We start from the raw sequence: 20006 nt of genomic DNA on the forward strand, positions 1-20006 counted from the left end.
GTATTTCTTGTTCCCAAGGCCCATCGAATCCCTCCATGTTGACGTCTCCCGTGTCCGGGCTGCTGGCCAGTTTCCAGGAACATTACGATGACCTGCTGCAGTTCTTGACCCGGCGCATGAGCGACCGTCAGCGTGCGGCTGATGTGGCCCAGGAAACCTACCTCAAGTTGGTCAAAATCGAGCAGCAGGACCTACCGGTGCTGCATGCACGCAGCTTCATCTTCCGCGTGGCCGGCAACTTGGCCATCGATACCTTGCGTCGCGAACAACGGATGGCCGGCAACCTCGACGACGCTCAAGCGGCGCACCAGGTGCCGTGTCCGGCGCCAGCACCGGAGGCGGCGTTGCTGGCTCGTGAGCGCCTTGAGCAGCTCGACGAAGCCTTACTACAGCTGCCGCCTAACGCTCGTCAGGCGTTGTTGCTCAACCGCGTCGAAGGCCTGACCCAGGCGCAGATTGCACAACAGTTGGGTGTTTCCGAGAGCATGGTGGCAAAATACATCGGCCAAGCGTTGCGCCACTGCCGCGACTGGCTTAAACACAACCATGATTGATGCCCTTGCCATGTCTGCACCGCAGCCGCTTAGTGATTTGTCCGACGATGCTCTCGACTGGCAGGTGCTGCTGCACTCCGGCAACGCCACGGAGGCCGAACGTGTCCGTTATCAGCGTTGGCGTGCACTCAGTCCCGCTCATACTCAAGCAGCCCAGGAAGCCGAAGCCTTGTGGGGCGATCTAGGCCAGACTCGTGCGGCGAGCGAACTGACGGCCGCTGTGCCGCGCCAGCGCCGCTGGGGCAGTGCCTTGGCCGCTTCGCTGGTGTTGGCGCTGATTGGTTATGGCGGTTGGCAGCAAGCCCCGGCCTTGCTTGCTGACTATCACACCCGCGTTGGCCAACAGCAGCGGATTACCTTGGCTGATGGCTCGCAGGTGTTGCTCAACAGTGGCAGTGCTTTGTCGGTGGATTTCAGCAGTGGTCAGCGTCGAGTGACGCTCAAAGTGGGTGAGGCGCTGTTCGAACCGGCTGATGACCCGCGTCCGTTCGTTGTCGAAGCGGGTGGCGAAGCGGTGCAAGGTAGCGGGGCGGTGTTCAGTGTGCGCCGTGATGGCAGCCACAACCGTGTGGTGATTGCCCAGGGGCAGGCACAAATCGGTGAACGCGTGCTCACCAGCACACCGGATGCACGGGCTCAGACTGCCTGGCAACGCGGCAAGCTGATCTTCAATGGCAAGCCCCTGCGCGAAGTACTGGCCGAGCTTGAGCGATACCAGCACGGGCGCATCGTGCTGTCCGATCAAACGCTGGGGGCGATGCAGGTCAGCGGGGTATTTGACCTGGATGATCCGCAAGGGCTGTTGCGTACCCTGGAGCAGCGCTATGCACTGAAGGTTACCTATTTGCCTTGGCTGGCCGTGGTGTATTGACTGCGGCGCAGGCCACGTGCGAATAGCTGCCGAAAAATAATTTCAATTATCCACTGCAAGTTCTTCTTCGCCCAATCGTCGTAGTGAGACTGATCAGCAATTCATTCTCATTTACACCATTTGCCTGGAAGAACATTGTGAAGGGTCCGCTTAAGCCAATCGCTTGCTCCACTGCTCGTTTCAAACACGCTTTGCTGGCTTCAACCGCCGTCGCCGCACTGCTTGGTCCCGTCTGGGCAGTGGCAGCCGAGGTCGCCAATGCTGGGCAAGCGAGCGCCCAGCAAGACCGCGAGGTCAGCCTGGAACTACCGGCTCAGGAACTTGATCAGGCCTTGACAGCGTTCGCCGACCAGGCTGGGCTGCACCTATTGTTTACCAGTGCCGATGTCGCCGGCTTGCACAGCCCGGCCCTCAATGGTCGCTACAGCATTGCCCAGGCCTTGCAGAGCCTGCTGGCCGGCAGCGGTATGAGCTGGCAGTTCAGCGATTCGCGCACGGTAATCCTGCGCAAGGTCCAGGCTACTCCGGCGAGTGTCAGCCTCAAGCCGACTGAGGTCAGCGTGGCTTCGCGCACCAGCACCGCGATCAGTGAAATTCCGGGCACCGTCTGGGTGGTTGACCAGCAGCAGCTCAAGGAGCAGATCAACAGCGGTGTCAGCCTCAAAGAAGCCATTGGCAAACTGGTACCTGGCCTGGACCTGGCCCCGGAAGGGCGCACCAACTACGGCCAAAACATGCGCGGGCGCAATGTGCTGGTGATGATCGACGGCGTCAGCCAGAACAGCTCCCGTGGCTTGTCGCGCCAGTTCGACAGTATCTCGCCGTTCAACGTCGAGCGTGTTGAAGTGCTTTCTGGTGCCAGCGCCATCTACGGTGGCGGCGCCACCGGCGGCATCATCAATATCGTGACCAAGAAAGGTGAGCCCGGTCCGGCCCGCTTCGAGACCCAGTTGGGGGCCAGCAGCGGTTTTAACAACAGCGATGACCTGTCGACCCGCATCGCCCAGTCGGTCAGTGGTGGCAACGAGCGGATCAATGCACGCCTGGGTATTTCAGGTGAGCAGAACGAAGCTTTCTACGATGGCGCTGGCGACCAGATCTTCATCGACAACACCCAGACTGATCTGCAGTACAACCGCACCATCGACGTGCTCGGCAGTCTGGGTATGACGTTCAACGATGAGCAAAGCCTTGACCTGCTGGCCCAGTACTACGACTCCGGCAATCACGGCAGCACCGGGATCTATTTTCCCAATCTCAAGCATAACGCTCCGTCGGACCTGGAAGACGCCGAGCTGCGCGGTGGATACTCCACCGACCTTGAGCCACGAACCAAGCGTGTGCTGCTCAATGCCAACTATCACCACAGTGATGTATTTGGCCAGGACTTCTACTTGCAGGCGTCCTACCGCAAGGAAGACGACAACTTCTACCCGTTCCCGTACTACAACGGTAAACCGGCCGGTTCCAAAGGGGTGTACTTTGCCGCCTCGCAGCAGAACTTTGAGGTCAGCAGCCTCAAGGCATTGTTTGCCAAGCAGTGGGACACCCTCAAATTGACGTATGGCGTGGACCTGGACCGTGAGCGTTTCAATGCCGAGCAGACTACTTTCGATTCGCTGACTTCCTCCGAAAGTGGCGGGCTGGACCTGGAAAAGGAAAGCAAGGCCCCGCGCTATCCCAGTTACCGGGTCGATGGTCTGTCGTACTACGCCCAGATGGACTGGCATGCGACGGATAACCTGACGGTCTCCGGCGGCGCCCGACGCCAGCAGATGGATGTAGATGTCGGCGATTTCAAGGGTGTGCCCGGCGGCAGCAACGACTATCAGGTCAATCTGTTCAACCTCGGCGCCATCTATGACTTCAAGAACGGTCATCAAGTCTGGACCAACTACGGTGAGGGGTTCGACCTGCCAGACCCCGCCAAGTTTTACGGCAAGCCGGGCCTGAGTGTCGAAGACAACCCGCTGGCCGGGATCAAGAGCCGCCAGGTGGAAATGGGTTGGCGTTACGCCGACCTCGACTGGGATGCGCAGGCGGCGGTGTACTACATTTGGTCGGACAAGATCATCACCACCGACATGGCCACCCTGACCATCAATGTCGAGGACCAAAAAAGCCGTGACTTCGGTTTTGAAGGGGCACTGACCCGTCATTTCGAAAGCGGCTGGGAAGCGGGTAGCACCCTGCACCTGGTGCGCTCAGAGGAAGAAGACAAAAACGGCGACTGGATCAAGCGTGATGCCCGTTATGCTTCGTTGTCCAAGTCCACGGCCTTTGTCGGCTGGAAGGACGAAGCGCGTAGCGCGCGCCTGCAGGCCAACCATGCCTTCACCCTCAAGGACGATGCCGATCACGAGATCAAGGGCTACACCACCTTTGACTTGCTAGGCAGCCAAGAGACGGGCTTCGGCACTTTCAGCGCCGGCATCCAGAACCTGCTGGACAAGCAATACAGCACGGTCTGGGGCCAGCGTGCGACGCTGTTCTATTCACCGACCTATGGCCCGGAGTACCTGTATGACTACCAAGGGCGCGGTCGTACCTACACCTTGACCTGGTCGATGGCGTATTGAGTCAGGCAAAGCTTGTCAGCAGGTCCGCTTCAAAGGCCTGCTGGGCGTCGCTGGGCACTTGCGCGCGATGACGGGCGAGGACGAAGGGCACCTCAAAGTTCAATGCCGGATCCAACCCCTGCAACAACCCACGCTCGACCCAGGGGGCGGCGAAGTGGCAGGGTAGATAGCCGATGTGGCGCCCGGAAAGAATGAACGCCAAGGCACCCTCGACCTGTTCGGAGCGTGCTGAAGCGTGACCGCCGCTGAGCGGGTCGGGGCTTTCCAGAAAGCTGTAGGGGTGCTCGACCTGGTCGGCCTGCAACAGTACATCCAGGCTCGCAGCCTGGTTGGCCAGCGGGTGGTGGCTGGCGCAATACAGGCGCTGGGTCTCTTCGAACAGTGGGGTGTAGTCGAACGCCGACTGCTTGCCGGAGAAGTACCCGATGGCCAAGTCCAGACGCTGCTGCAACAGCAGACGTTCAAGATCCGCCGGCATGGCACTGACCAGTTCCAGACGCACGGATTCGTCGCGTTGGCGAAAGCGCTCGATGGCCTTAGCCAGGCGCAGGGTCACGCTACTGTCCTGGGCTTCAGAAATGCCCACGCGCACCTCACCGAGCAAACGACCAGCGACGCCGTTGGCTTGATGGCGGAAAGCTTCGATCTGTACCAGCAGCTCCCGGGTTGCCTTGAGCAGCACCTCGCCTTTGGCGGTCAAGCCAAAGCCGCCTTTACCACGGCTGCACAGGCGATAGCCAAGACGTGTTTCCAGGCGCGCCATCTGCTGGCTGATACTCGGCTGGCTCAGTCCGAGTACGCCCTGAGCGGCGCTGAAGCCACCGGCCTCGACTACAGTGACGAACAGCCGCAGCAGGTGCAGGTCGAGGTCGTGCAGTTGTCCGAGCATCAAACATTGCTCCTGATGAATGTCAGCTTAAGTAAGTTGCCATTTTTGTAATGTAACCCGGCGTGCATGCTGGCGGCATCCACTGATAAAGGTGCCCGACATGCGTAGATACCTGTGGTTGTTCCCGCTGATACTGGCCTTGCCGATTCAGGCCGAAGAAAAAGTCCTCAATCTCTACAGTTGGGCCGATTACGTGGCGCCCGAAGTATTGCAGCGCTTTGAAAAGGAAAGCGGCTACAAGGTGCGCTACGACACCTTCGACACCACGGAGGTGCTGGAAACCAAGTTGCTCACCGGCGGCAGTGGCTACGACGTGGTCGTGCCGTCCTCCAGCCTGCTGGCACGCGCGCTGGCGGCTGGCGCGCTGCAACCGCTGCAAGCCCAGAAAATGCCCGGCTACAGCAATCTGGACAAAGACCTGTTGGCCAAGCTGGCCGAAGTGGACCCCGGCAACCAGTACGCGGTGCCTTATACCTGGGGCACTCTGGGCTTGGGGATGAACCTGGAGGCGGTGCGCCAGCGAGTCGGCGATGTGCCGCTCGATAGCCTTGATCTGTTGTTCAAGCCCGAGTATGCGAGCAAGCTCAAGGACTGCGGGATTGCCATGTCCGACTCGCCGCAGGAGGTGATCGGCGTGGCTTTGCACTACCTGGGCAAAGACCCGTACAGCCGTAACAAAGATGACCTGGCCGCCGCCCAGGCACTGCTTCAGCAACTACAACCGTCGATCAGCTATGTTGCCAATGGCAGGCAGATCAACGACCTGGCCAACGGTAGCGTGTGTTTGGCGCTGACCTATAACGGTGATGCGACCATGGCCGCCGATCAGGCCCGGCAAGCCAACAAGCCCTACCAGGTGGTGTACCGGATTCCCCGCGAAGGCACGATCATCTGGCAAGACAATCTGGCCATCCCTAAAGACGCCCCGCATCCAGAGGCTGCCAGGGCATTCATTGCCTTCATGCTGCGCCCCGATTCGGTTGCGCCGCTGACCAACACCCTGTTTTTCGCCAACGCCAACCAGGCCGCCACCGTCTTGGTGGATGAGGCGGTGCGCGGCGACCCGGATATCTACCCCTCGGATGAAGTGCGCGCGCGGCTGTTTGCCGACCGCAGTATGAGCTTGGCCGACATGCGCCAACGCACCCGGTTGTGGACCGCTTTTCGTAGTCGCCAATAACAACAAACCAGGAGCCCGATGATGGATCTCGCCCCCCACAACGACCAGGCCATGACCCGTGAAAGCCTGTATGGCACGGTCGCGGAAAATACCTTTGCCGGCATCACCAGTTTTTCCAGGCGCCGCTACAGCCGCGACCTGCGCGGTGTTGATGTGGTGGTCAGCGGCGTGCCGTTCGACACCGCCACCAGCAACCGTCCCGGTGCGCGCTTTGGTCCGCGGGCCATTCGTGCCGCCTCGGTGCAGCAGGCCTGGGCCCGGCACTGGCCATGGCAATTCGATCCGTTCGATCATCTGGCGGTGATCGACTACGGTGACTGTGATTTCGATTACGGCAGCCCGCAGACCATTCCCCAAAGCATCCAGGCGCATGCCGAGCAGATCCTTGAAGCGGGCTGCGCCATGCTCACCCTGGGTGGCGATCATTTCATCAGCTACCCACTGCTCAAAGCGCATGCGCGCAAACATGGGCCGTTGTCGCTGATTCATTTCGACGCCCACAGCGACACCTGGCCGGACGAGGAGGGGGGCGGGCGTGTCGACCACGGCACGATGTTCTGGCACGCCGCGCGTGAAGGCCTGGTGGATCCGTCGCGCTCGGTGCAGATCGGTTTGCGTACCACTAATGACGATTCCCAGGGTTTTGCCGTGCTCGATGCGCGGCAGGTACACCAGCGGGGATGTGCGGCGATTATCGAGGCGATTCGCGCGCGGGTGGGTGACCACCCGGTGTACCTGACCTTCGACATCGATTGCCTTGACCCAGCGTACGCGCCGGGCACCGGCACCCCGGTGTGTGGTGGGCTGTGTACGTTGCAGGCACTGGAGATCATTGGCGGGCTGCGCGGTATCAATCTGGTGGGGATGGACCTGGTGGAGGTCGCGCCAGCCTATGATCATGCTGATATTACCGCCTTGGCCGGGGCGACGCTGGCGATGGAAATGCTCTGCCTGTACGCCGCCCGGCACAAGGTCGACGGCTGAGCTGGAAACAAAATGAATTACCTGTAGGAGAAATAGCGGTTTGCTGACGAACCGGGCGCGCCTTAGGCTATCCAATGCTTGGGCGCGTCATTTCGCGCAGGAGGTGAACCGTGAACAGATCACTGCTGGGCCTGGCCCTGGGCTTGCTGTTGAACGTACCGGTGCAGGCGGGGCCGGCGCCGATACACGTGGCCGCCTCGCCGAACAACCCTTATAACAGCCCGATCATGCGGGCCAACCCCAACAGTCGACAAGGCAGCGTGCCTGCCACGCCACCGGTACGCGGCCCATCGACCCAGCCTAATCCCCGTATTCCGACTGTTGAGAATCGTGGCATCGGTAATGGCGAAAATATGCGCCGCGAACAAACCACACCGCACCTGGACCCTACTCGGCCGCCACGCGAGTCGCCTCGCACGCCTTGAAGCGGTTAACCCTCCCTGGAAGGAAATGCTGATGCCCGTACGCACCTGGATTCCGACGCTGTTGACCGCGGCGTTGTTGCCACTGCTGGCCGATGCCGCGCCTGAGCGCAGTTTTAAAAGCGAAGCGGGCAGTGTCACGGTCAGCACCCTGGCCGAAGGCCTGCGCAATCCCTGGGCCCTGGCCTTTTTGCCGGACGGTAAGGGCATCCTGGTCTCTGAACGGCCCGGCAACTTGCGCATTGTCAGCCCTGAGGGCAAAGTCGGTGCGCCGCTGGGTGGGGTGCCGGAGGTCTGGGCCAAGGGCCAGGGTGGATTGCTCGATGTGCTGCTGTCGCCGACCTTCAAGCAGGACCGCATGGTCTATCTGAGCTATGCCGAGGGCGGTGGCGAAGATGGCAAAGCCGGTACTGCGGTGGGGCGTGGGCGCTTGTCTGCAGACCTGGCCAAGCTTGAAGACTTTAACGTGATTTTCCGTCAGCAGCCCAAGCTGTCGACAAACAACCACTTTGGCTCACGTTTGGTGTTCGACCGTGAGGGTTATTTGTTCATTGCCTTGGGTGAAAACAACCAACGCCCCACCGCCCAGGACCTGGACAAGCTGCAAGGCAAGGTCGTGCGCATTCTCCCCGATGGCTCGGTGCCTAAAGACAACCCCTTTATCGGCCAAGACAATGTGCGCCCGGAAATCTGGTCCTTTGGCCACCGTAATCAGCAGGGCGCAGCGCTTAATCCCTGGACGGGCGAGTTGTGGACCAACGAGCACGGCCCACGTGGTGGCGATGAGATCAATTTGCCCAAGCCCGGCAAGAATTACGGTTGGCCGATCGCGACTCACGGCATCAACTACACGCTGCTACCGATTCCAGAAGCTCAGGGCGAGCATGTCGACGGTATGGTTGACCCTCATCATGTCTGGGAAAAGTCACCGGCTATCAGCGGTATGGCCTTTTATGACAACCCGCGTTTCAAACCTTGGGACCACAGCCTGTTCATTGGCGCACTGTTGAGCCAGGAGCTGATCCGCTTGCAACTGGACGGTGACAAAGTAGTGCATGAAGAGCGCCTGCTCGGCGAACTCAATGCGCGGATCCGCGACGTGCGGGTGGGGCCCGATGGCTATCTGTATCTGCTGACAGATGCTGAGGATGGCGCGTTGTTGAAGGTAGGCCTGGATTTGTAGCGCTGCCCGCATAACACCGCAAGCGGGCTAGAATGGGCCTTTTGCCATAGGCTTTGTCCATGTCATGCCTCATCGAGCCGTCACCATTGCAGCTGTACCAGCAAGCTATCGCTACCAAGGGCTTTGTCAGCGACGCGGCTCAACTGCAGGCTGCCACTGAGCTGCAGGCCTGTTTCGAGGCTCTGCAGCGCGGCGCAAGCCCACAAGGTGTCTACCTCTGGGGGCCGGTCGGCCGCGGCAAAACCTGGTTGATGGACCAATTTCACGCCTGCCTGCAGGTGCCAGCACGGCGTCAGCATTTTCATCACTTCATGCGTTGGGTACATCAACGTCTATTCCAGCTAAACGGCACCGCCGAGCCGTTGCAGGCCCTGGCGCGGTCATTGGCTGAAGAAATTCGTGTGCTCTGTTTCGACGAGTTGTTCGTCAACGATATCGGCGATGCAATCATCCTCGGCGGCTTGTTCCAGGTGTTGTTCGAGGCCGGTGTGGTGATTGTCGCCACCTCCAACCAACCGCCTGATCAGCTTTACAGCGATGGTTTCAACCGTGAGCGCTTTGTGCCAGCAATTGCCGCAATCGAGCAGCATATGCAGGTGATTGCCGTGGCTGGTGAGCAGGATCACCGCCTGCACCCGGGTGCCGGGCAACAACGCTACTGGGTGCGCGACAGCGGACAGCCCACGACACTTGAGCAGGTGTTCGAACAACTGCGCGGCGAGCAATCGGCTACAGATCAGACGCTGAGTATTGGTTCGCGTCGGCTGACGGTGGTGCAACGCTGCGACAGCGTCCTCTGGTGCCGTTACGCTGATCTTTGCGAACAACCGTTCGCTGCCATGGATTTCATGGACCTGTGTGACAGTTTTCAGGCCATTTTGCTCGGTGATGTACCTGCCCTCGGTGCTCGCCAGCGCCCGGCGAAGATTGCCCGCGGCACCGAAGATGGTGCCCAGCGGGTAGTGGCCGGTGACCGTGAGCTGCCGCAATTGTCGATTCACGATGACAGCGTGCGGCGCTTCATCGCCTTGGTCGATGAATGCTACGACCGTCGGATCGCCCTGTACCTGGAAGCCGAGGTGCCCCTGGAAGCACTCTACACTCAAGGGTATCTGGAGTTCCCGTTCCGGCGCACCCTGAGCCGCTTGCGGGAGATGCAACTGCAACGCTTCTGTTGAAGGAGTCGATCATGCAGCCGCTATCGCACCATCTGCTGACCATGGCCTACCACAACGGTTGGGCTAACCACAGGCTCTACAAGGCCTGCCTGCAGCTGAGCCAGGACGAGTTCCTGGCGCCTCGCTGCAGTTTTTTTGGGTCGATCAAGGCGACCCTCAATCATATTCTCACGGTGGACTGGTTCTACCTCAATGCCCTTGAATCAGAGCAACGAGGCCAGGCACCGGAACCTGACAGCGAGCGCTTTTTTGAGCCCGAAGAACCGTTTGCTGACTGCGAGGCGCTCAATGCCGAACAAGCTCAGGCCGATCACCGTCTGATTGCCTATTGCAGCCAGCTGCGCGACGAACAATTGCAGCGTTACGTGAGTATCGTGCGCCCCGATTGGGTCCAGCGTGAACAGCGACTGCGGTTGTTGTCCCATCTGTTCGAGCACCAGATCCATCACCGTGGCCAGGTGCACGCCATGCTCAGTGATACCTCGGTGCGTCCACCGCAGCTGGATGAATTTTTCTGCGAGGACGAAGCGCACCTGCGCGCCCAGGACTTTGCAGAACTGGGCTGGACCGAAGCGCAGGTTTGGGGGCGTTAGCGCTTAAGCCAATCGAGCAGGGCCTGGTGAAAGCGTTCGGGCTCCTCGATCTGCGGCGCGTGGCCCAGGCCAGGGAACACCACCAGTTCGCCCTGGGGAATGGTTTTTGCTGCTTGTGGGCCCAAGGTTTTGTAGTGGCCGAGCTTGGCCTTGACCTCGGGTGCGGCGATGTCGCTGCCAATGGCGGTGGTATCGGCGTCACCGATCAGCAGCAAGGTCGGCATTTGCAGGTTGTTGAATTCATAGACCACCGGCTGGGTGAAGATCATGTCGTAGATCAACGCCGAGTTCCACGCCACGGCCTGATGCCCAGGACCTTGATTGAGGCCCACCAGCATCTGCACCCAGCGTTCGTACTCGGGCTTCCAGCGCCCGTCGTAGTAGGTCTTGCGCTCATAGTTGCGCACGCCTTCGGCATCGAGCTTGAGTTCGCGCTGGTGCCATTGATCGACGGTACGGTAAGGCACGCCGAGGGCTTTCCAGTCTTCCAGACCGATGGGGTTGACCAGCGCCAGGCGCTCGACCTGTTGCGGGTAGAGCAGAGCGTAGCGGGTGGCGAGCATGCCGCCGGTGGAATGGCCGAGCAGGCTGGCTTTGTCGACGCCCAGTTGTTTGAGCAGTGCCTGGGTGTTATCTGCCAGTTGCTGGAAGCTGTATTGGTAGTGCGCCGGTTTGCTTGAGCTGCAAAAACCGATCTGATCAGGAGCGATCACTCGGTATCCGGCCTGACTCAGGGCCTTGATTGTGGTTTCCCAGGTAGCGGCACAGAAATTCTTGCCGTGCATCAGCACCAGGGTCCGACCATTGGCGATGCCGCTGGCGGCAACGTCCATGTAGCCCATCTGTAGGGGCTGGCCCTGGGAGTGGAAATTGAAATGCTTGAGCGGGAAGGGGTAGCTGAACCCTTCAAGTTGCTCGCCGTAGGTCGGCGCTTGATCGGCGAAGGCGGTGCTGGCGAGCAGGGCGCTCAGGGCCAGGGCAGCGGGTAAGCGCAGCATAGGGACACTCCGTGTTGAGCCTTGGGTTCAAGCTCAGACTGTATCCGCTTGCGAGGATTCAGTATTGCATCCAGCCCAGGGTCAACAGTGCCAGTACGGCATAGCGCCCGGCCTTGGCCAGGGTTACCAGCAGGACGAAACGCCAGAACGGCTCGCGCATGATCCCGGCAATCAAGGTCAATGGGTCGCCGATCACCGGCATCCAGCTCAGTAGCAGCGACCATTGGCCGTAGCGCTGGTAACGTTGCTGGGCTTTCTCAAGCTGGGCGGGCTTGAACGGAAACCAGCGCCGGTCACGCAGGTGCTCGATGCCGCGCCCGAGCAGCCAATTGACGATCGAACCCAGCACATTGCCCGCTGTGGCAATCAGCAACAAGCTGTAAAGTGCCTGCCGGTCGTGCAGGAGCAACCCCACTAGCACTGCTTCCGACTGCAGCGGTAATAGCGTTGCGGCACCAAAGGCGCTGAAAAACAGCGCCCATTCACTCAACATCGGAACAGGATCAGTAGTTGGCGACCACTTCGTCGCGGCCATCCTGTGTCAGGCCGATGACCTGGTAGGCGTCTTTGTGATCGCCCATTTCCATGCCCGGCGAGCCCATCGGCATGCCAGGCACGGCCAGACCGCGCAAGTCGGAACGCTTGGCCAGCAGCTTGACCTGCTCGGCTGGTACGTGACCTTCGACGAACTTGCCGTCGATCACGCCGGTATGGCACGACGCCAGGCGCGGAGCCACGCCCAAGCGTTGTTTGACCGCGCTCATGTTTGGTTCGACATGGTCATTGACGGTAAAACCATTGTCGCGCAGGTGGCTGATCCACTCCTTGCAGCAACCGCAGTTAGGGTCGCGGTAAACATCAATGGTTTGTCCAGCCTGGGCCAGGGTGCTTAGGGCCAGCAGGCCGAAAGCGACTATTTTTTTGCTCAACATATGATTCTCCACTGCTAGAAGCGTAGGCGGACACCCGCGACCAGGCGGGTCTGGCCGATATCGCCAGCGTCATCGCGGATCTGTTCGGCGGCATTGCCGTAGCTGCGGTTGAAACTGACCCCCAGGTAAGGGGCAAAGCCGCGGGTGATCTCATAACGCAGACGCAGGCCGATCTCGCTGTCGGCAAGGCCACTGCCTTGATCGCGGCTGGCATCGTTGCGGCCATAGAAGTTGGCCTCCAGCGAAGGTTCAAGTATCCACCGATTGGTCAGCAGGATAGCGTAACTGCTCTCTATGCGCAGCGCGGTTTGTTGCCGCTCACCGACATAGGCGGTGGCCTCCAGCTCCAGCCCATACAAGGGCATGCCTTGGATACCGAACGCGGCCCAGGTCTGCCCGCTGGACGGTTTGAAATCCTGGCGCAGGCCACCCACCAGTTCCCACCAGGGGCTGATGGCATGACCCCAGAGTGCCTGTAGCTCCGCTTTATGGGTAACGCCTTCTTCACGTTCGCCTTCGCTGCGTAGCCATAGGCGGTCGATATCACCACCGATCCAGGCGTTGGCGTCCCATTTAAGTGCGCTACTGCTTTCGAAGTTCTGGTATTCGAGTTGCTCGACCACCACTGCCCAATTGGTCTGGCGGTCATGTACCTGATGCCCGGGCAAGGGTGGGAAGGCGGCACGGCGGTCAGCATTGGTGATCGGCCGTAGCGGTGTGCGCGGTGTGTCCACTGCCTGGCCGTGGCCCATGCTGCTGTGGTCCATGCCCGCGTGGCCCATGCTGCTGTGGTCCATGCCCGCGTGGTCCATCGGCGCCAGGGGTATGCTGGTGTGATTCATCTTGTCGTGATTCATAGCGCCATGGTCCATGCTCTGGGCGCGGACGTCTTCACTGACCAGCAAGGTAAGCAGCGCCAGGCTGCCCAACAGTGGACGGCTGAATAGTTCATTCATCGACGCGTACCTCGCGGAACATGCCCATCTCCATGTGGTAAAGCAGGTGGCAGTGGTAGGCCCAGCGCCCCAGAGCATCAGCACTGACTCGGTAGCTGCGGCGACTGCCTGGCGGTATGTCGAGGGTGTGCTTACGCACCTGGAAGCGCCCGTGCTCATCCTCCAGGTCGCTCCATAGGCCATGCAGGTGAATCGGGTGGGCCATCATGGTGTCGTTGACCAGGGTGATGCGCAGGCGCTCGCCATAGCGCAAGCGCAATGGTTCGGCGTCGGAAAACTTGATGCCGTTGAACGACCAGGCAAAGCGCTCCATGTGTCCGGTCAGGTGCAATTCGATGTCGCGCGACGGCTCGCGGCCATCGGGGTCGGCGAAGGTGCTCTTCAGATCGGCGTAGGTCAGCACCCGTCGACCATTGTTGCGCAGGCCAATGCCGGGGTCGCTGAGGTTGGGCTTGGGGCTCATGGTCTGCATGTCGACCAGTGGATTGTCGGTTTCGCTGGCGGGGTGGGTTTGCATGCCGCCCATGGCTGAATGGTCCATGCTGCCCATCTGGCTATGGTCCATGCCCGCCATCGCATCCATGCCGCCGTGGCCCATGTCGGCCATGGTCAGGATTGGCCGTGGGTCAGGCGCGGGAACCTCCGCACTCAAGCCGGGGCTGCGGGACAGGGTGCCGCGGGCATAACCGCTACGGTCCATGCTCTGGGCATACAAGGTGTAGGCAGGCAGATCGCCGACCCGAACCAGCACATCGTAGGTCTCGGCCACGGCGATGCGCAGTTCATCGACTTCAACCGGCTGCACCGGCTGGCCGTCGGCAGCGATTACCGTCAGTTTCAAACCGGGGATGCGAAAGTCGAAGTAGCTCATCGCTGAGCCGTTGATCAGGCGCAGGCGCACAGTTTCACCGGGCTGGAACAGGCAGGTGAAATTGCCATCCGGCGGCTGGCCGTTGAGCAGATAGGTATAGGTTGCCGCGCTGATGTCGGCCAGATCTGTCGGGCTCATGCGCATCTGCGCCCAGCCTTTACGCTCGGCCACGGTCTTCGACCAGCCGTGCGCAGCGACATCATCAATGAAGTCGCCGACCGTGCGCTTGTGGTAGTTGAAGGCGTCCGATTGCTTTTTTAGGGTTGCCATCAACGCTTCGGGCGTGTGGTCACTCCAGTCACTGAGCAGCAGTACATAGTCGCGTTGGTAATGATGAGGTTCAGGTTCTTTCGGCTCGATGACGATTGCCCCGTACACCCCTGCCTGCTCCTGCAGCCCGGAATGGCTGTGATACCAGTAGGTGCCACTCTGCTGCAGGGTGAACTGGTAGAGGTACTCGCCACCGGGCTCAATGCCGGCAAAACTCAGGCCCGGCACGCCGTCCATGTTCGCCGGCAGGATGATGCCGTGCCAGTGCAGTGACGTTGGCTCAGCCAGGCGATTGCGCACACGCAAGGTCACTGTGTCGCCTTCGCGCCAGCGCAGCACCGGGCCGGGCAAGCTGTTGTTGATGGTCAATGCGGTGCGCAGGCGACCGGTGATGTTTACCGGCGTCTGACCAATAAACAACTCGAAGTGGCGGCCAGTCAATGCGTTGTCCAGTGATTGAGGGGCGGCGAAGGCGGGTAGGCGCCAAAGACCTAGGCCTGCCAGGGCACTGCCGGCGGCGAAGCCTTTGACGAACGTACGGCGGGTCGGATTTGCAAACATTGTGAGGCAGTCCAGTAACGGAGATGCCAGGAACATATACAGCTGTAGCTGTCAGCAGACTGAGTCGAAAGTTACAGATTTGTCAGCTGCCAAAGGTACCTGTTCCCGCTGTTCTGCCGACGCGGCAAGACACATTGTGTGGTTACCTCAGACAACCCACAGAGAAACGCTGATGAACATGAACGCACAACTGGAGGCGTACCTGGCCGCCAACGCTCTTGTCACTTTTGACCCCGGATTGGCCCAGGCAGAACGGCAAGATGCGCTCGACATGCTGATGCACGCGCATGGTTTCGCCAGCAAATCCTATGATTCCAGGGTTCATTGGAAGAGCTGGATGGACCACTACCGCAATAGGCTCGAAAAACACGGTTGTCAGCAGTTGAGTCTGATCACCGAGCAACCTCGAGTGATCACTTCGGCCAAAGAGTTGCAAAGCATTGCTGCCACCGTGGTGGGGGATGTAGGTACCGTTGCGTTGGCAAATAGGGTGACTACTGCCATCGGCAGAGTCAGAAAAAGCCAGTATGCCGATCGTTTTTTCAGCAACGGGAAAAGCGGCGGAGGACTGTCTGATTTTCTCGCTGTGCCCTGGGAAAAAGAACGCTCGGGGGAACTTTTACTGCTGGTATTCGGGATGAATATCAGTTTGTCAGTCGAGACCCGTGATTTTGATTTCTGGACGCAGACTCAACGTGACATGGTGTTGAGGGTGGTCGGGGGACTGTATCGATTTGATCGAGGTGTCTATGCAAACCACCGGGAGTCAATTAGTCAGTCACTAAAGTCGATGACCCTAGCTCATGTGAAGGCATTTCAGCTCTGAACCATCAGGCGTTGGCGCTTCTCTGACCTTCACGCCAGGCCCCTCCGTGCGTTAGCCTTGAGCAGTACATGCCAGAGGGGGAAGGAGTATTCATGGATAACGTCATCGTGATCACCGGTGCCAGCCGTGGCATTGGCGCCGCCGTTGCGCGCCTGGCAGCCCGTGAAAGGTATCGCATCTGCATCAATTATCTGACGGACGACGAAGCGGCCCAGCGAGTGCTGACGGAAGTCCGCGAACTGGGCGCCGAAGCGATCGCAGTCAAGGCGGACGTCAGTATTGAAGACGAGATCATTCACCTGTTTCATCGTGTGGATGCTGAGCTTGGCCCGGTGACCGCGTTGGTCAATAACGCCGGAACCATCGGCCAGAAGAGCCGAATCGAAGAAATGTCCGAGTTTCGCCTGCTCAAGGTCATGAAAACCAATGTGGTCGGGCCAATCCTCTGTAGCAAGCATGCGTTGCTGCGTATGTCTACGCGCCATGGCGGCCAGGGCGGCAGCATCGTCAATGTGTCATCGGTCGCAGCCCGGCTTGGGTCGCCAAACGAGTATGTCGATTACGCAGCCTCCAAAGGAGCGCTGGACACCTTTACCATTGGCCTTTCCAAGGAAGTGGCCAGCGAAGGCGTGCGGGTCAATGCGGTCCGCCCCGGCTATATCTTTACCAACTTTCATGCCTTGAGCGGCGATCCGCAACGGGTCAGCAAACTTGAGTCGAGCATTCCGATGGGCCGTGGTGGTCAGGCCGAGGAAGTGGCCGAAGCAATTATGTGGTTGCTTTCGGACAAAGCTTCGTACTCTACCGGTAGCTTTATCGACCTGGGTGGCGGGCGCTAGAACGAGCGCACGATCCGCCCCAGGGTCTCCATGGCCTTTTCCGATTGCTCACTCCAGGGGCTGCCATAGTTCAGGCGGATGCAGTTGCGAAAGCGCTGGGTCGGGGAAAAGATTGGCCCCGGTGCGATGCTGATGCCCTGGGCCAGGGCCATCTGGAACAGTTTGAGCGAATCCATCTGCTCTGGTAACTCCAGCCAGAGGAAGTAACCACCGGACGGATGACTAACCCGGGTTTGCGCCGGAAAGTGCCGGGCAATGGCTGCAAGCATGGCGCTCTGTTGCTCCTCCAGGGCATAGCGCAATTTGCGCAGGTGCCGGTCGTAGCCCCCGTGCTGCAAGTAATCGGCGATCGCCGCCTGGGCCGGCATCGAGGCACACAGCGAGGTCATCAGTTTGAGTCGTTCGATTTTCTGCGCATAGCGGCCTGCGGCGACCCAGCCAATCCGGTACCCCGGCGCCAGGCTCTTGGAAAATGAGCCACAGTGCATCACCAGACCATCGGTGTCGAAGGCCTTGGCCGGTTTCGGCGCTTGTTGGGCGTAGTACAACTCGGCATACACATCGTCTTCGATCAACGGCACCTGATGCTCACGCAGCAATTCGACCAGTTGCTGCTTTTTCTCCTCCGGCATGCTCGCGCCCACCGGGTTCTGGAAGTTGGTCATGCACCAGACCGCTTTGACCGGGTGCTTGGCCAGAGTCTGCGCCAACACCCCAAGGTCGATACCTTCGCGTGGGTGCACCGGGATCTCCACGGCCTTGAGCTTGAGCCGTTCGAGCACTTGCAGGCAGGCGTAGAAGGCGGGCGCCTCGATGGCTACCAGGTCACCCGGTTCGGTCACGGCCTGCAGGCACAAGTTCAGCGCCTCCAGGGCACCGTTGGTGATCAGCAGTTCTTCCATCGGCAGCATCAAGCCGCCGACCATGTAACGCAGGGCAATCTGGCGCCGTAACTGTGGGTTGCCCGGCGACAGGTCGGTAACCACCATGCGTGGGTCCATCTCGCGGCTGGCACAGGCCATGGAGCGGGCCAGGCGCGGCAGCGGGAACAGGTTGGGGCTGGGGAAGGCCGAACCGAAGGCGACGGTCTGCGGGTCCTTGATCGAGTCGAGAATCGAGAACACCAGCTCACTGACGTCCACCTCGGTAGACTCGCTCGCTTGTTCGATGATTTGCGGTTCGCTGAACTGACGCGGTGCATGGGCATTGACGAAATAGCCCGAGCGCGGCCGCGCCCGAATCAGTCCTCGGCGTTCCAGCAGGTAGTACGCCTGGAACACCGTAGAGGGGCTGACCCCGTGGGTCTGGCTGGCATAGCGCACCGACGGCACACGCTGGCCGGGGCCCAGGACCCCGGAGCGAATCAGTTCGGCAATGTCGTCGGCGAATTTTTCGTAGCGTTTCATCATGGCTCAGGTCAGTTCTGACTGCTGCGAAGTGTATGTGATCAACGGTTCAATGGCGCGACAAAACGGCTGTGGGCCACACTGGAGACTCCAGGCTCGTCGCTGTCACTGATTTCGAAGCCGATTTCCCGGGAGCTACTTTGTGCCCGTTCGGCAAGCATCGCCACCGATACCGGCAACTCGCTCATCTCGCCAGCGTCCAGGGTGAATTCGGTCTTGCCATGCAACTCGAAGCCTTCGGCATCAACCAGGCGCAAGCGATAGTGCTGCGCTTGCTGGGTTTTGTTGATGACCTTGAGGGTGTAAATATTTTCGATCTGGCCCAGGTTGTTCTCACGGAACAGCCCGCGATCCTTGATCACGTCCATCGAGACCATCGGGCGTTGTTGCAGAGCGATGACCAGTGCACCGATCATCACCACCAGCGCAGTGATATAGCCGAGCAAGCGTGGCCGCAGCCAGTTGGTCTTGCCACCTTGCAGGTTGTGCTCGGACTTGTAACCGACCAGGCCACGGGCGTAGCCCATCTTGTCCATGATCGAATCACAGGCGTCGATGCACGCCGCACAGCCAATGCATTCCATCTGCAGGCCATCGCGGATATCGATACCGGTCGGGCAGACCTGCACGCACATCTGGCAATCAATGCAGTCGCCCAGGCCTTTGGCCTTGTAGTCGCTATCTTTCTTGCGCGGACCACGGGATTCGCCGCGTGACGGGTCGTAGGCGATGGCCAGGGTGTCTTTGTCGAACATCACACTCTGGAATCGTGCGTAGGGGCACATGTGCATGCACACCGCTTCTCGCAACCAGCCGGCATTGATGTAGGTGGCACCGGTGAAGAACAGAATCCAGAACAGGCTGACCCCGCCTAACTGCAAGGTGAACAGCTCTTCGGTCAATGGCCGGATTGGCGTGAAGTACCCGACGAAGGTCAGACCGGTGAGCAGGCTGATGGCTAACCACAACGTGTGCTTGGCTGAGCGCCGCGCCAGTTTGCTCAGGCCCCACGGCGCGGCATCGAGCTTGATCCGCTGATTGCGATCACCTTCGGTGACCTTTTCGCACCACATGAAGATCCAGGTCCAGGAACTTTGCGGGCAGGTGTAACCGCACCACACGCGCCCGGCAAACACGGTGATGGCGAATAAACCGAAGGCGCAGATGATCAGTAGGGCCGACAAGAGGATAAAGTCCTGAGGCCAGAAGGTCGCACCGAAAATATGGAATTTGCTCTCGGCCAGGTCCCAGAGCACAGCCTGACGGCCGTTCCAGTTCAACCAGACAGTGCCAAAAAACAGCAAAAACAGAAAACCCGCGCCGGTCAGGCGCAGGTTACGAAACAATCCGGTAAAGCTGCGGGTGTGGATCTTTGCGTCGCTGCTGACGGTCTTCTTCTTGAAAGTGGAAGGCTCGGCAATTTCAACGATCTGGACGGGGATTCTATCGCTCATGGTTCGTCGCTCATCAGGCCTCGATCAGGCCAGAGCACTATGGCGCCCCATCTGTTTGCATAACAGGCTCAGATATTTCGATAAAAACCGTATCAGATTTTCATCAGTCAGCCCGAAACCCTTAAATTACTGAGCCCGGCTCCGTAGTCTTGAGGTGCCTGCGACCATCCACCGCACCCGCTACAGTTAAGGCGTCGGCTTCAGCTTCGGTGATCGGAACGCGTTGGCCACCGAGCTCTGCTACAGACATGCGCAGGTTCTCATCGGTGACTACGGTGACATCGGCGGCGGCACCTTGGATATGCATGTCGTCACTGATCAGCGTACAGCGTTGGCTGGCTTCATCGATTTCAATGGGCATGCTGGCATTCTCCTGGCTGGTGGGACTTATAGCTTGAGACTCCGGCGCGTAGCTTAGTGTTGTAGTCAACCGATCAGCGGTAACCACCGCACTTGTGTA

Annotated in this window: 19 protein-coding genes and 1 pseudogene; 11 read left to right on the forward strand and 9 right to left on the reverse strand. The window is 59.9% G+C overall.

The window, feature by feature from the left end; genetic code table 11:
- Positions 1–35: 35 nt before the first annotated feature.
- From ACQRAX_RS20410 to ACQRAX_RS20420, 3 genes and pseudogenes are all read left to right on the forward strand, one after another.
- Positions 36–539 (forward strand): annotated as a pseudogene (locus ACQRAX_RS20410) (RNA polymerase sigma factor); the annotation flags it as partial.
- A 7-nt stretch (positions 540–546) separates the two neighbouring features.
- Entirely contained in the window at positions 547–1425 is an 879-nt protein-coding gene (locus tag ACQRAX_RS20415) for a FecR family protein (protein WP_412039628.1), read from the forward strand.
- 158 nt (positions 1426–1583) lie between these two features.
- Positions 1584–4004 (forward strand): TonB-dependent siderophore receptor, encoded by a 2421-nt coding sequence (locus ACQRAX_RS20420; protein WP_412039655.1) that lies wholly within the window; start codon positions 1584–1586, stop codon positions 4002–4004.
- A gap of 1 nt (position 4005) precedes the next feature.
- Here the strand turns inward: ACQRAX_RS20420 and ACQRAX_RS20425 are convergent, their stop codons facing one another.
- Positions 4006–4893 carry a LysR family transcriptional regulator gene (locus ACQRAX_RS20425; protein ID WP_412039627.1) on the reverse strand — a complete coding sequence of 296 codons (888 nt, stop codon included), beginning with the start codon at positions 4891–4893 and terminating at the stop codon, positions 4006–4008.
- Between the two features lie 100 nt (positions 4894–4993).
- Between ACQRAX_RS20425 and ACQRAX_RS20430 the strand changes: the two genes are divergently transcribed.
- From ACQRAX_RS20430 to ACQRAX_RS20455, 6 genes are all read left to right on the forward strand, one after another.
- Entirely contained in the window at positions 4994–6073 is a 1080-nt protein-coding gene (locus ACQRAX_RS20430) for an extracellular solute-binding protein (protein ID WP_412039626.1), read from the forward strand.
- A 21-nt stretch (positions 6074–6094) separates the two neighbouring features.
- The gene (speB, locus tag ACQRAX_RS20435; RefSeq protein WP_412039625.1) at positions 6095–7057 is read left to right on the forward strand and encodes an agmatinase; all 963 of its coding nucleotides are present in this window, start codon (positions 6095–6097) and stop codon (positions 7055–7057) included.
- Between the two features lie 110 nt (positions 7058–7167).
- Complete coding sequence (locus ACQRAX_RS20440) at positions 7168–7482, forward strand: hypothetical protein (RefSeq protein WP_412039624.1); 315 nt, start codon at positions 7168–7170, stop codon at positions 7480–7482.
- Between the two features lie 31 nt (positions 7483–7513).
- A complete protein-coding gene (locus ACQRAX_RS20445) occupies positions 7514–8662 on the forward strand; it encodes a PQQ-dependent sugar dehydrogenase (protein ID WP_412039623.1) in 1149 nt (382 codons plus the stop codon).
- A gap of 59 nt (positions 8663–8721) precedes the next feature.
- A complete protein-coding gene (gene zapE, locus ACQRAX_RS20450; protein ID WP_412039622.1) occupies positions 8722–9840 on the forward strand; it encodes a cell division protein ZapE in 1119 nt (372 codons plus the stop codon).
- A gap of 11 nt (positions 9841–9851) precedes the next feature.
- Positions 9852–10433, forward strand: a complete 582-nt coding sequence (locus ACQRAX_RS20455; RefSeq protein ID WP_412039621.1) for a DinB family protein — start codon at positions 9852–9854, stop codon at positions 10431–10433.
- On the opposite strand, the gene ACQRAX_RS20460 is transcribed toward ACQRAX_RS20455, so the two are convergent.
- The 5 genes from ACQRAX_RS20460 to ACQRAX_RS20480 are packed head-to-tail and all read right to left on the reverse strand — an operon-like array spanning position 10430 to position 15021.
- Positions 10430–11431, reverse strand: a complete 1002-nt coding sequence (locus ACQRAX_RS20460; protein WP_412039620.1) for an alpha/beta fold hydrolase — start codon at positions 11429–11431, stop codon at positions 10430–10432. The genes ACQRAX_RS20455 and ACQRAX_RS20460 overlap by 4 nt on opposite strands.
- A gap of 58 nt (positions 11432–11489) precedes the next feature.
- The gene (locus ACQRAX_RS20465) at positions 11490–11924 is read right to left on the reverse strand and encodes a YqaA family protein (protein WP_412039619.1); all 435 of its coding nucleotides are present in this window, start codon (positions 11922–11924) and stop codon (positions 11490–11492) included.
- Positions 11925–11934: 10 nt separating this feature from the next.
- Positions 11935–12363, reverse strand: coding sequence for a DUF411 domain-containing protein (locus tag ACQRAX_RS20470; protein ID WP_038612884.1), 429 nt, complete (start codon positions 12361–12363; stop codon positions 11935–11937).
- A 14-nt stretch (positions 12364–12377) separates the two neighbouring features.
- The gene (locus ACQRAX_RS20475) at positions 12378–13319 is read right to left on the reverse strand and encodes a copper resistance protein B (RefSeq protein WP_412039618.1); all 942 of its coding nucleotides are present in this window, start codon (positions 13317–13319) and stop codon (positions 12378–12380) included.
- Positions 13312–15021, reverse strand: coding sequence for a copper resistance system multicopper oxidase (locus tag ACQRAX_RS20480; protein WP_412039617.1), 1710 nt, complete (start codon positions 15019–15021; stop codon positions 13312–13314). Before ACQRAX_RS20480 ends, ACQRAX_RS20475 begins: the two co-directional genes overlap by 8 nt.
- Positions 15022–15193: 172 nt before the next feature.
- On the opposite strand from ACQRAX_RS20480, the gene ACQRAX_RS20485 reads away from it, so the two are divergent.
- Together ACQRAX_RS20485 and ACQRAX_RS20490 are read left to right on the forward strand one after the other, a co-directional pair.
- The gene (locus ACQRAX_RS20485) at positions 15194–15847 is read left to right on the forward strand and encodes a hypothetical protein (protein WP_412039616.1); all 654 of its coding nucleotides are present in this window, start codon (positions 15194–15196) and stop codon (positions 15845–15847) included.
- A gap of 92 nt (positions 15848–15939) precedes the next feature.
- Positions 15940–16686 carry an SDR family oxidoreductase gene (locus ACQRAX_RS20490; RefSeq protein WP_412039615.1) on the forward strand — a complete coding sequence of 249 codons (747 nt, stop codon included), beginning with the start codon at positions 15940–15942 and terminating at the stop codon, positions 16684–16686.
- Here ACQRAX_RS20490 and mapR read toward each other — a convergent pair.
- From mapR to ACQRAX_RS20505, 3 genes are all read right to left on the reverse strand, one after another.
- On the reverse strand, positions 16683–18092 hold the full coding sequence (gene mapR / locus ACQRAX_RS20495; protein ID WP_412039614.1) for a GntR family transcriptional regulator MpaR: 1410 nt from the start codon (positions 18090–18092) through the stop codon (positions 16683–16685). The genes ACQRAX_RS20490 and mapR overlap by 4 nt on opposite strands.
- 41 nt (positions 18093–18133) lie before the next feature.
- Positions 18134–19546, reverse strand: coding sequence for a cytochrome c oxidase accessory protein CcoG (gene ccoG, locus ACQRAX_RS20500; protein ID WP_412039613.1), 1413 nt, complete (start codon positions 19544–19546; stop codon positions 18134–18136).
- 121 nt (positions 19547–19667) lie between these two features.
- Positions 19668–19907, reverse strand: a complete 240-nt coding sequence (locus ACQRAX_RS20505; protein WP_412039612.1) for a DUF3203 family protein — start codon at positions 19905–19907, stop codon at positions 19668–19670.
- Positions 19908–20006 lie beyond the last annotated feature (99 nt).

It is taken from the genome of Pseudomonas sp. UM16, assembly GCF_050312595.1.
Lineage (GTDB): Bacteria > Pseudomonadota > Gammaproteobacteria > Pseudomonadales > Pseudomonadaceae > Aquipseudomonas.

Bases quoted from the DNA above. Each gene is read 5' to 3' on its own strand.
- ACQRAX_RS20490 (WP_412039615.1), top strand. From the start codon at position 15,940: ATGGATAACGTCATCGTGATCACCGGTGCCAGCCGTGGCATTGGCGCC.
- mapR (WP_412039614.1), bottom strand. From the start codon at position 18,092: ATGAAACGCTACGAAAAATTCGCCGACGACATTGCCGAACTGATTCGC.
- zapE (WP_412039622.1), top strand. From the start codon at position 8,722: ATGTCATGCCTCATCGAGCCGTCACCATTGCAGCTGTACCAGCAAGCT.
- ACQRAX_RS20465 (WP_412039619.1), bottom strand. From the start codon at position 11,924: ATGTTGAGTGAATGGGCGCTGTTTTTCAGCGCCTTTGGTGCCGCAACG.
- ACQRAX_RS20485 (WP_412039616.1), top strand. From the start codon at position 15,194: ATGAACATGAACGCACAACTGGAGGCGTACCTGGCCGCCAACGCTCTT.
- ACQRAX_RS20475 (WP_412039618.1), bottom strand. From the start codon at position 13,319: ATGAATGAACTATTCAGCCGTCCACTGTTGGGCAGCCTGGCGCTGCTT.
- ACQRAX_RS20480 (WP_412039617.1), bottom strand. From the start codon at position 15,021: ATGTTTGCAAATCCGACCCGCCGTACGTTCGTCAAAGGCTTCGCCGCC.
- ACQRAX_RS20415 (WP_412039628.1), top strand. From the start codon at position 547: ATGATTGATGCCCTTGCCATGTCTGCACCGCAGCCGCTTAGTGATTTG.
- ACQRAX_RS20425 (WP_412039627.1), bottom strand. From the start codon at position 4,893: ATGCTCGGACAACTGCACGACCTCGACCTGCACCTGCTGCGGCTGTTC.
- ACQRAX_RS20445 (WP_412039623.1), top strand. From the start codon at position 7,514: ATGCCCGTACGCACCTGGATTCCGACGCTGTTGACCGCGGCGTTGTTG.
- ACQRAX_RS20460 (WP_412039620.1), bottom strand. From the start codon at position 11,431: ATGCTGCGCTTACCCGCTGCCCTGGCCCTGAGCGCCCTGCTCGCCAGC.
- ACQRAX_RS20505 (WP_412039612.1), bottom strand. From the start codon at position 19,907: ATGCCCATTGAAATCGATGAAGCCAGCCAACGCTGTACGCTGATCAGT.
- ccoG (WP_412039613.1), bottom strand. From the start codon at position 19,546: ATGAGCGATAGAATCCCCGTCCAGATCGTTGAAATTGCCGAGCCTTCC.
- speB (WP_412039625.1), top strand. From the start codon at position 6,095: ATGGATCTCGCCCCCCACAACGACCAGGCCATGACCCGTGAAAGCCTG.
- ACQRAX_RS20455 (WP_412039621.1), top strand. From the start codon at position 9,852: ATGCAGCCGCTATCGCACCATCTGCTGACCATGGCCTACCACAACGGT.
- ACQRAX_RS20430 (WP_412039626.1), top strand. From the start codon at position 4,994: ATGCGTAGATACCTGTGGTTGTTCCCGCTGATACTGGCCTTGCCGATT.
- ACQRAX_RS20470 (WP_038612884.1), bottom strand. From the start codon at position 12,363: ATGTTGAGCAAAAAAATAGTCGCTTTCGGCCTGCTGGCCCTAAGCACC.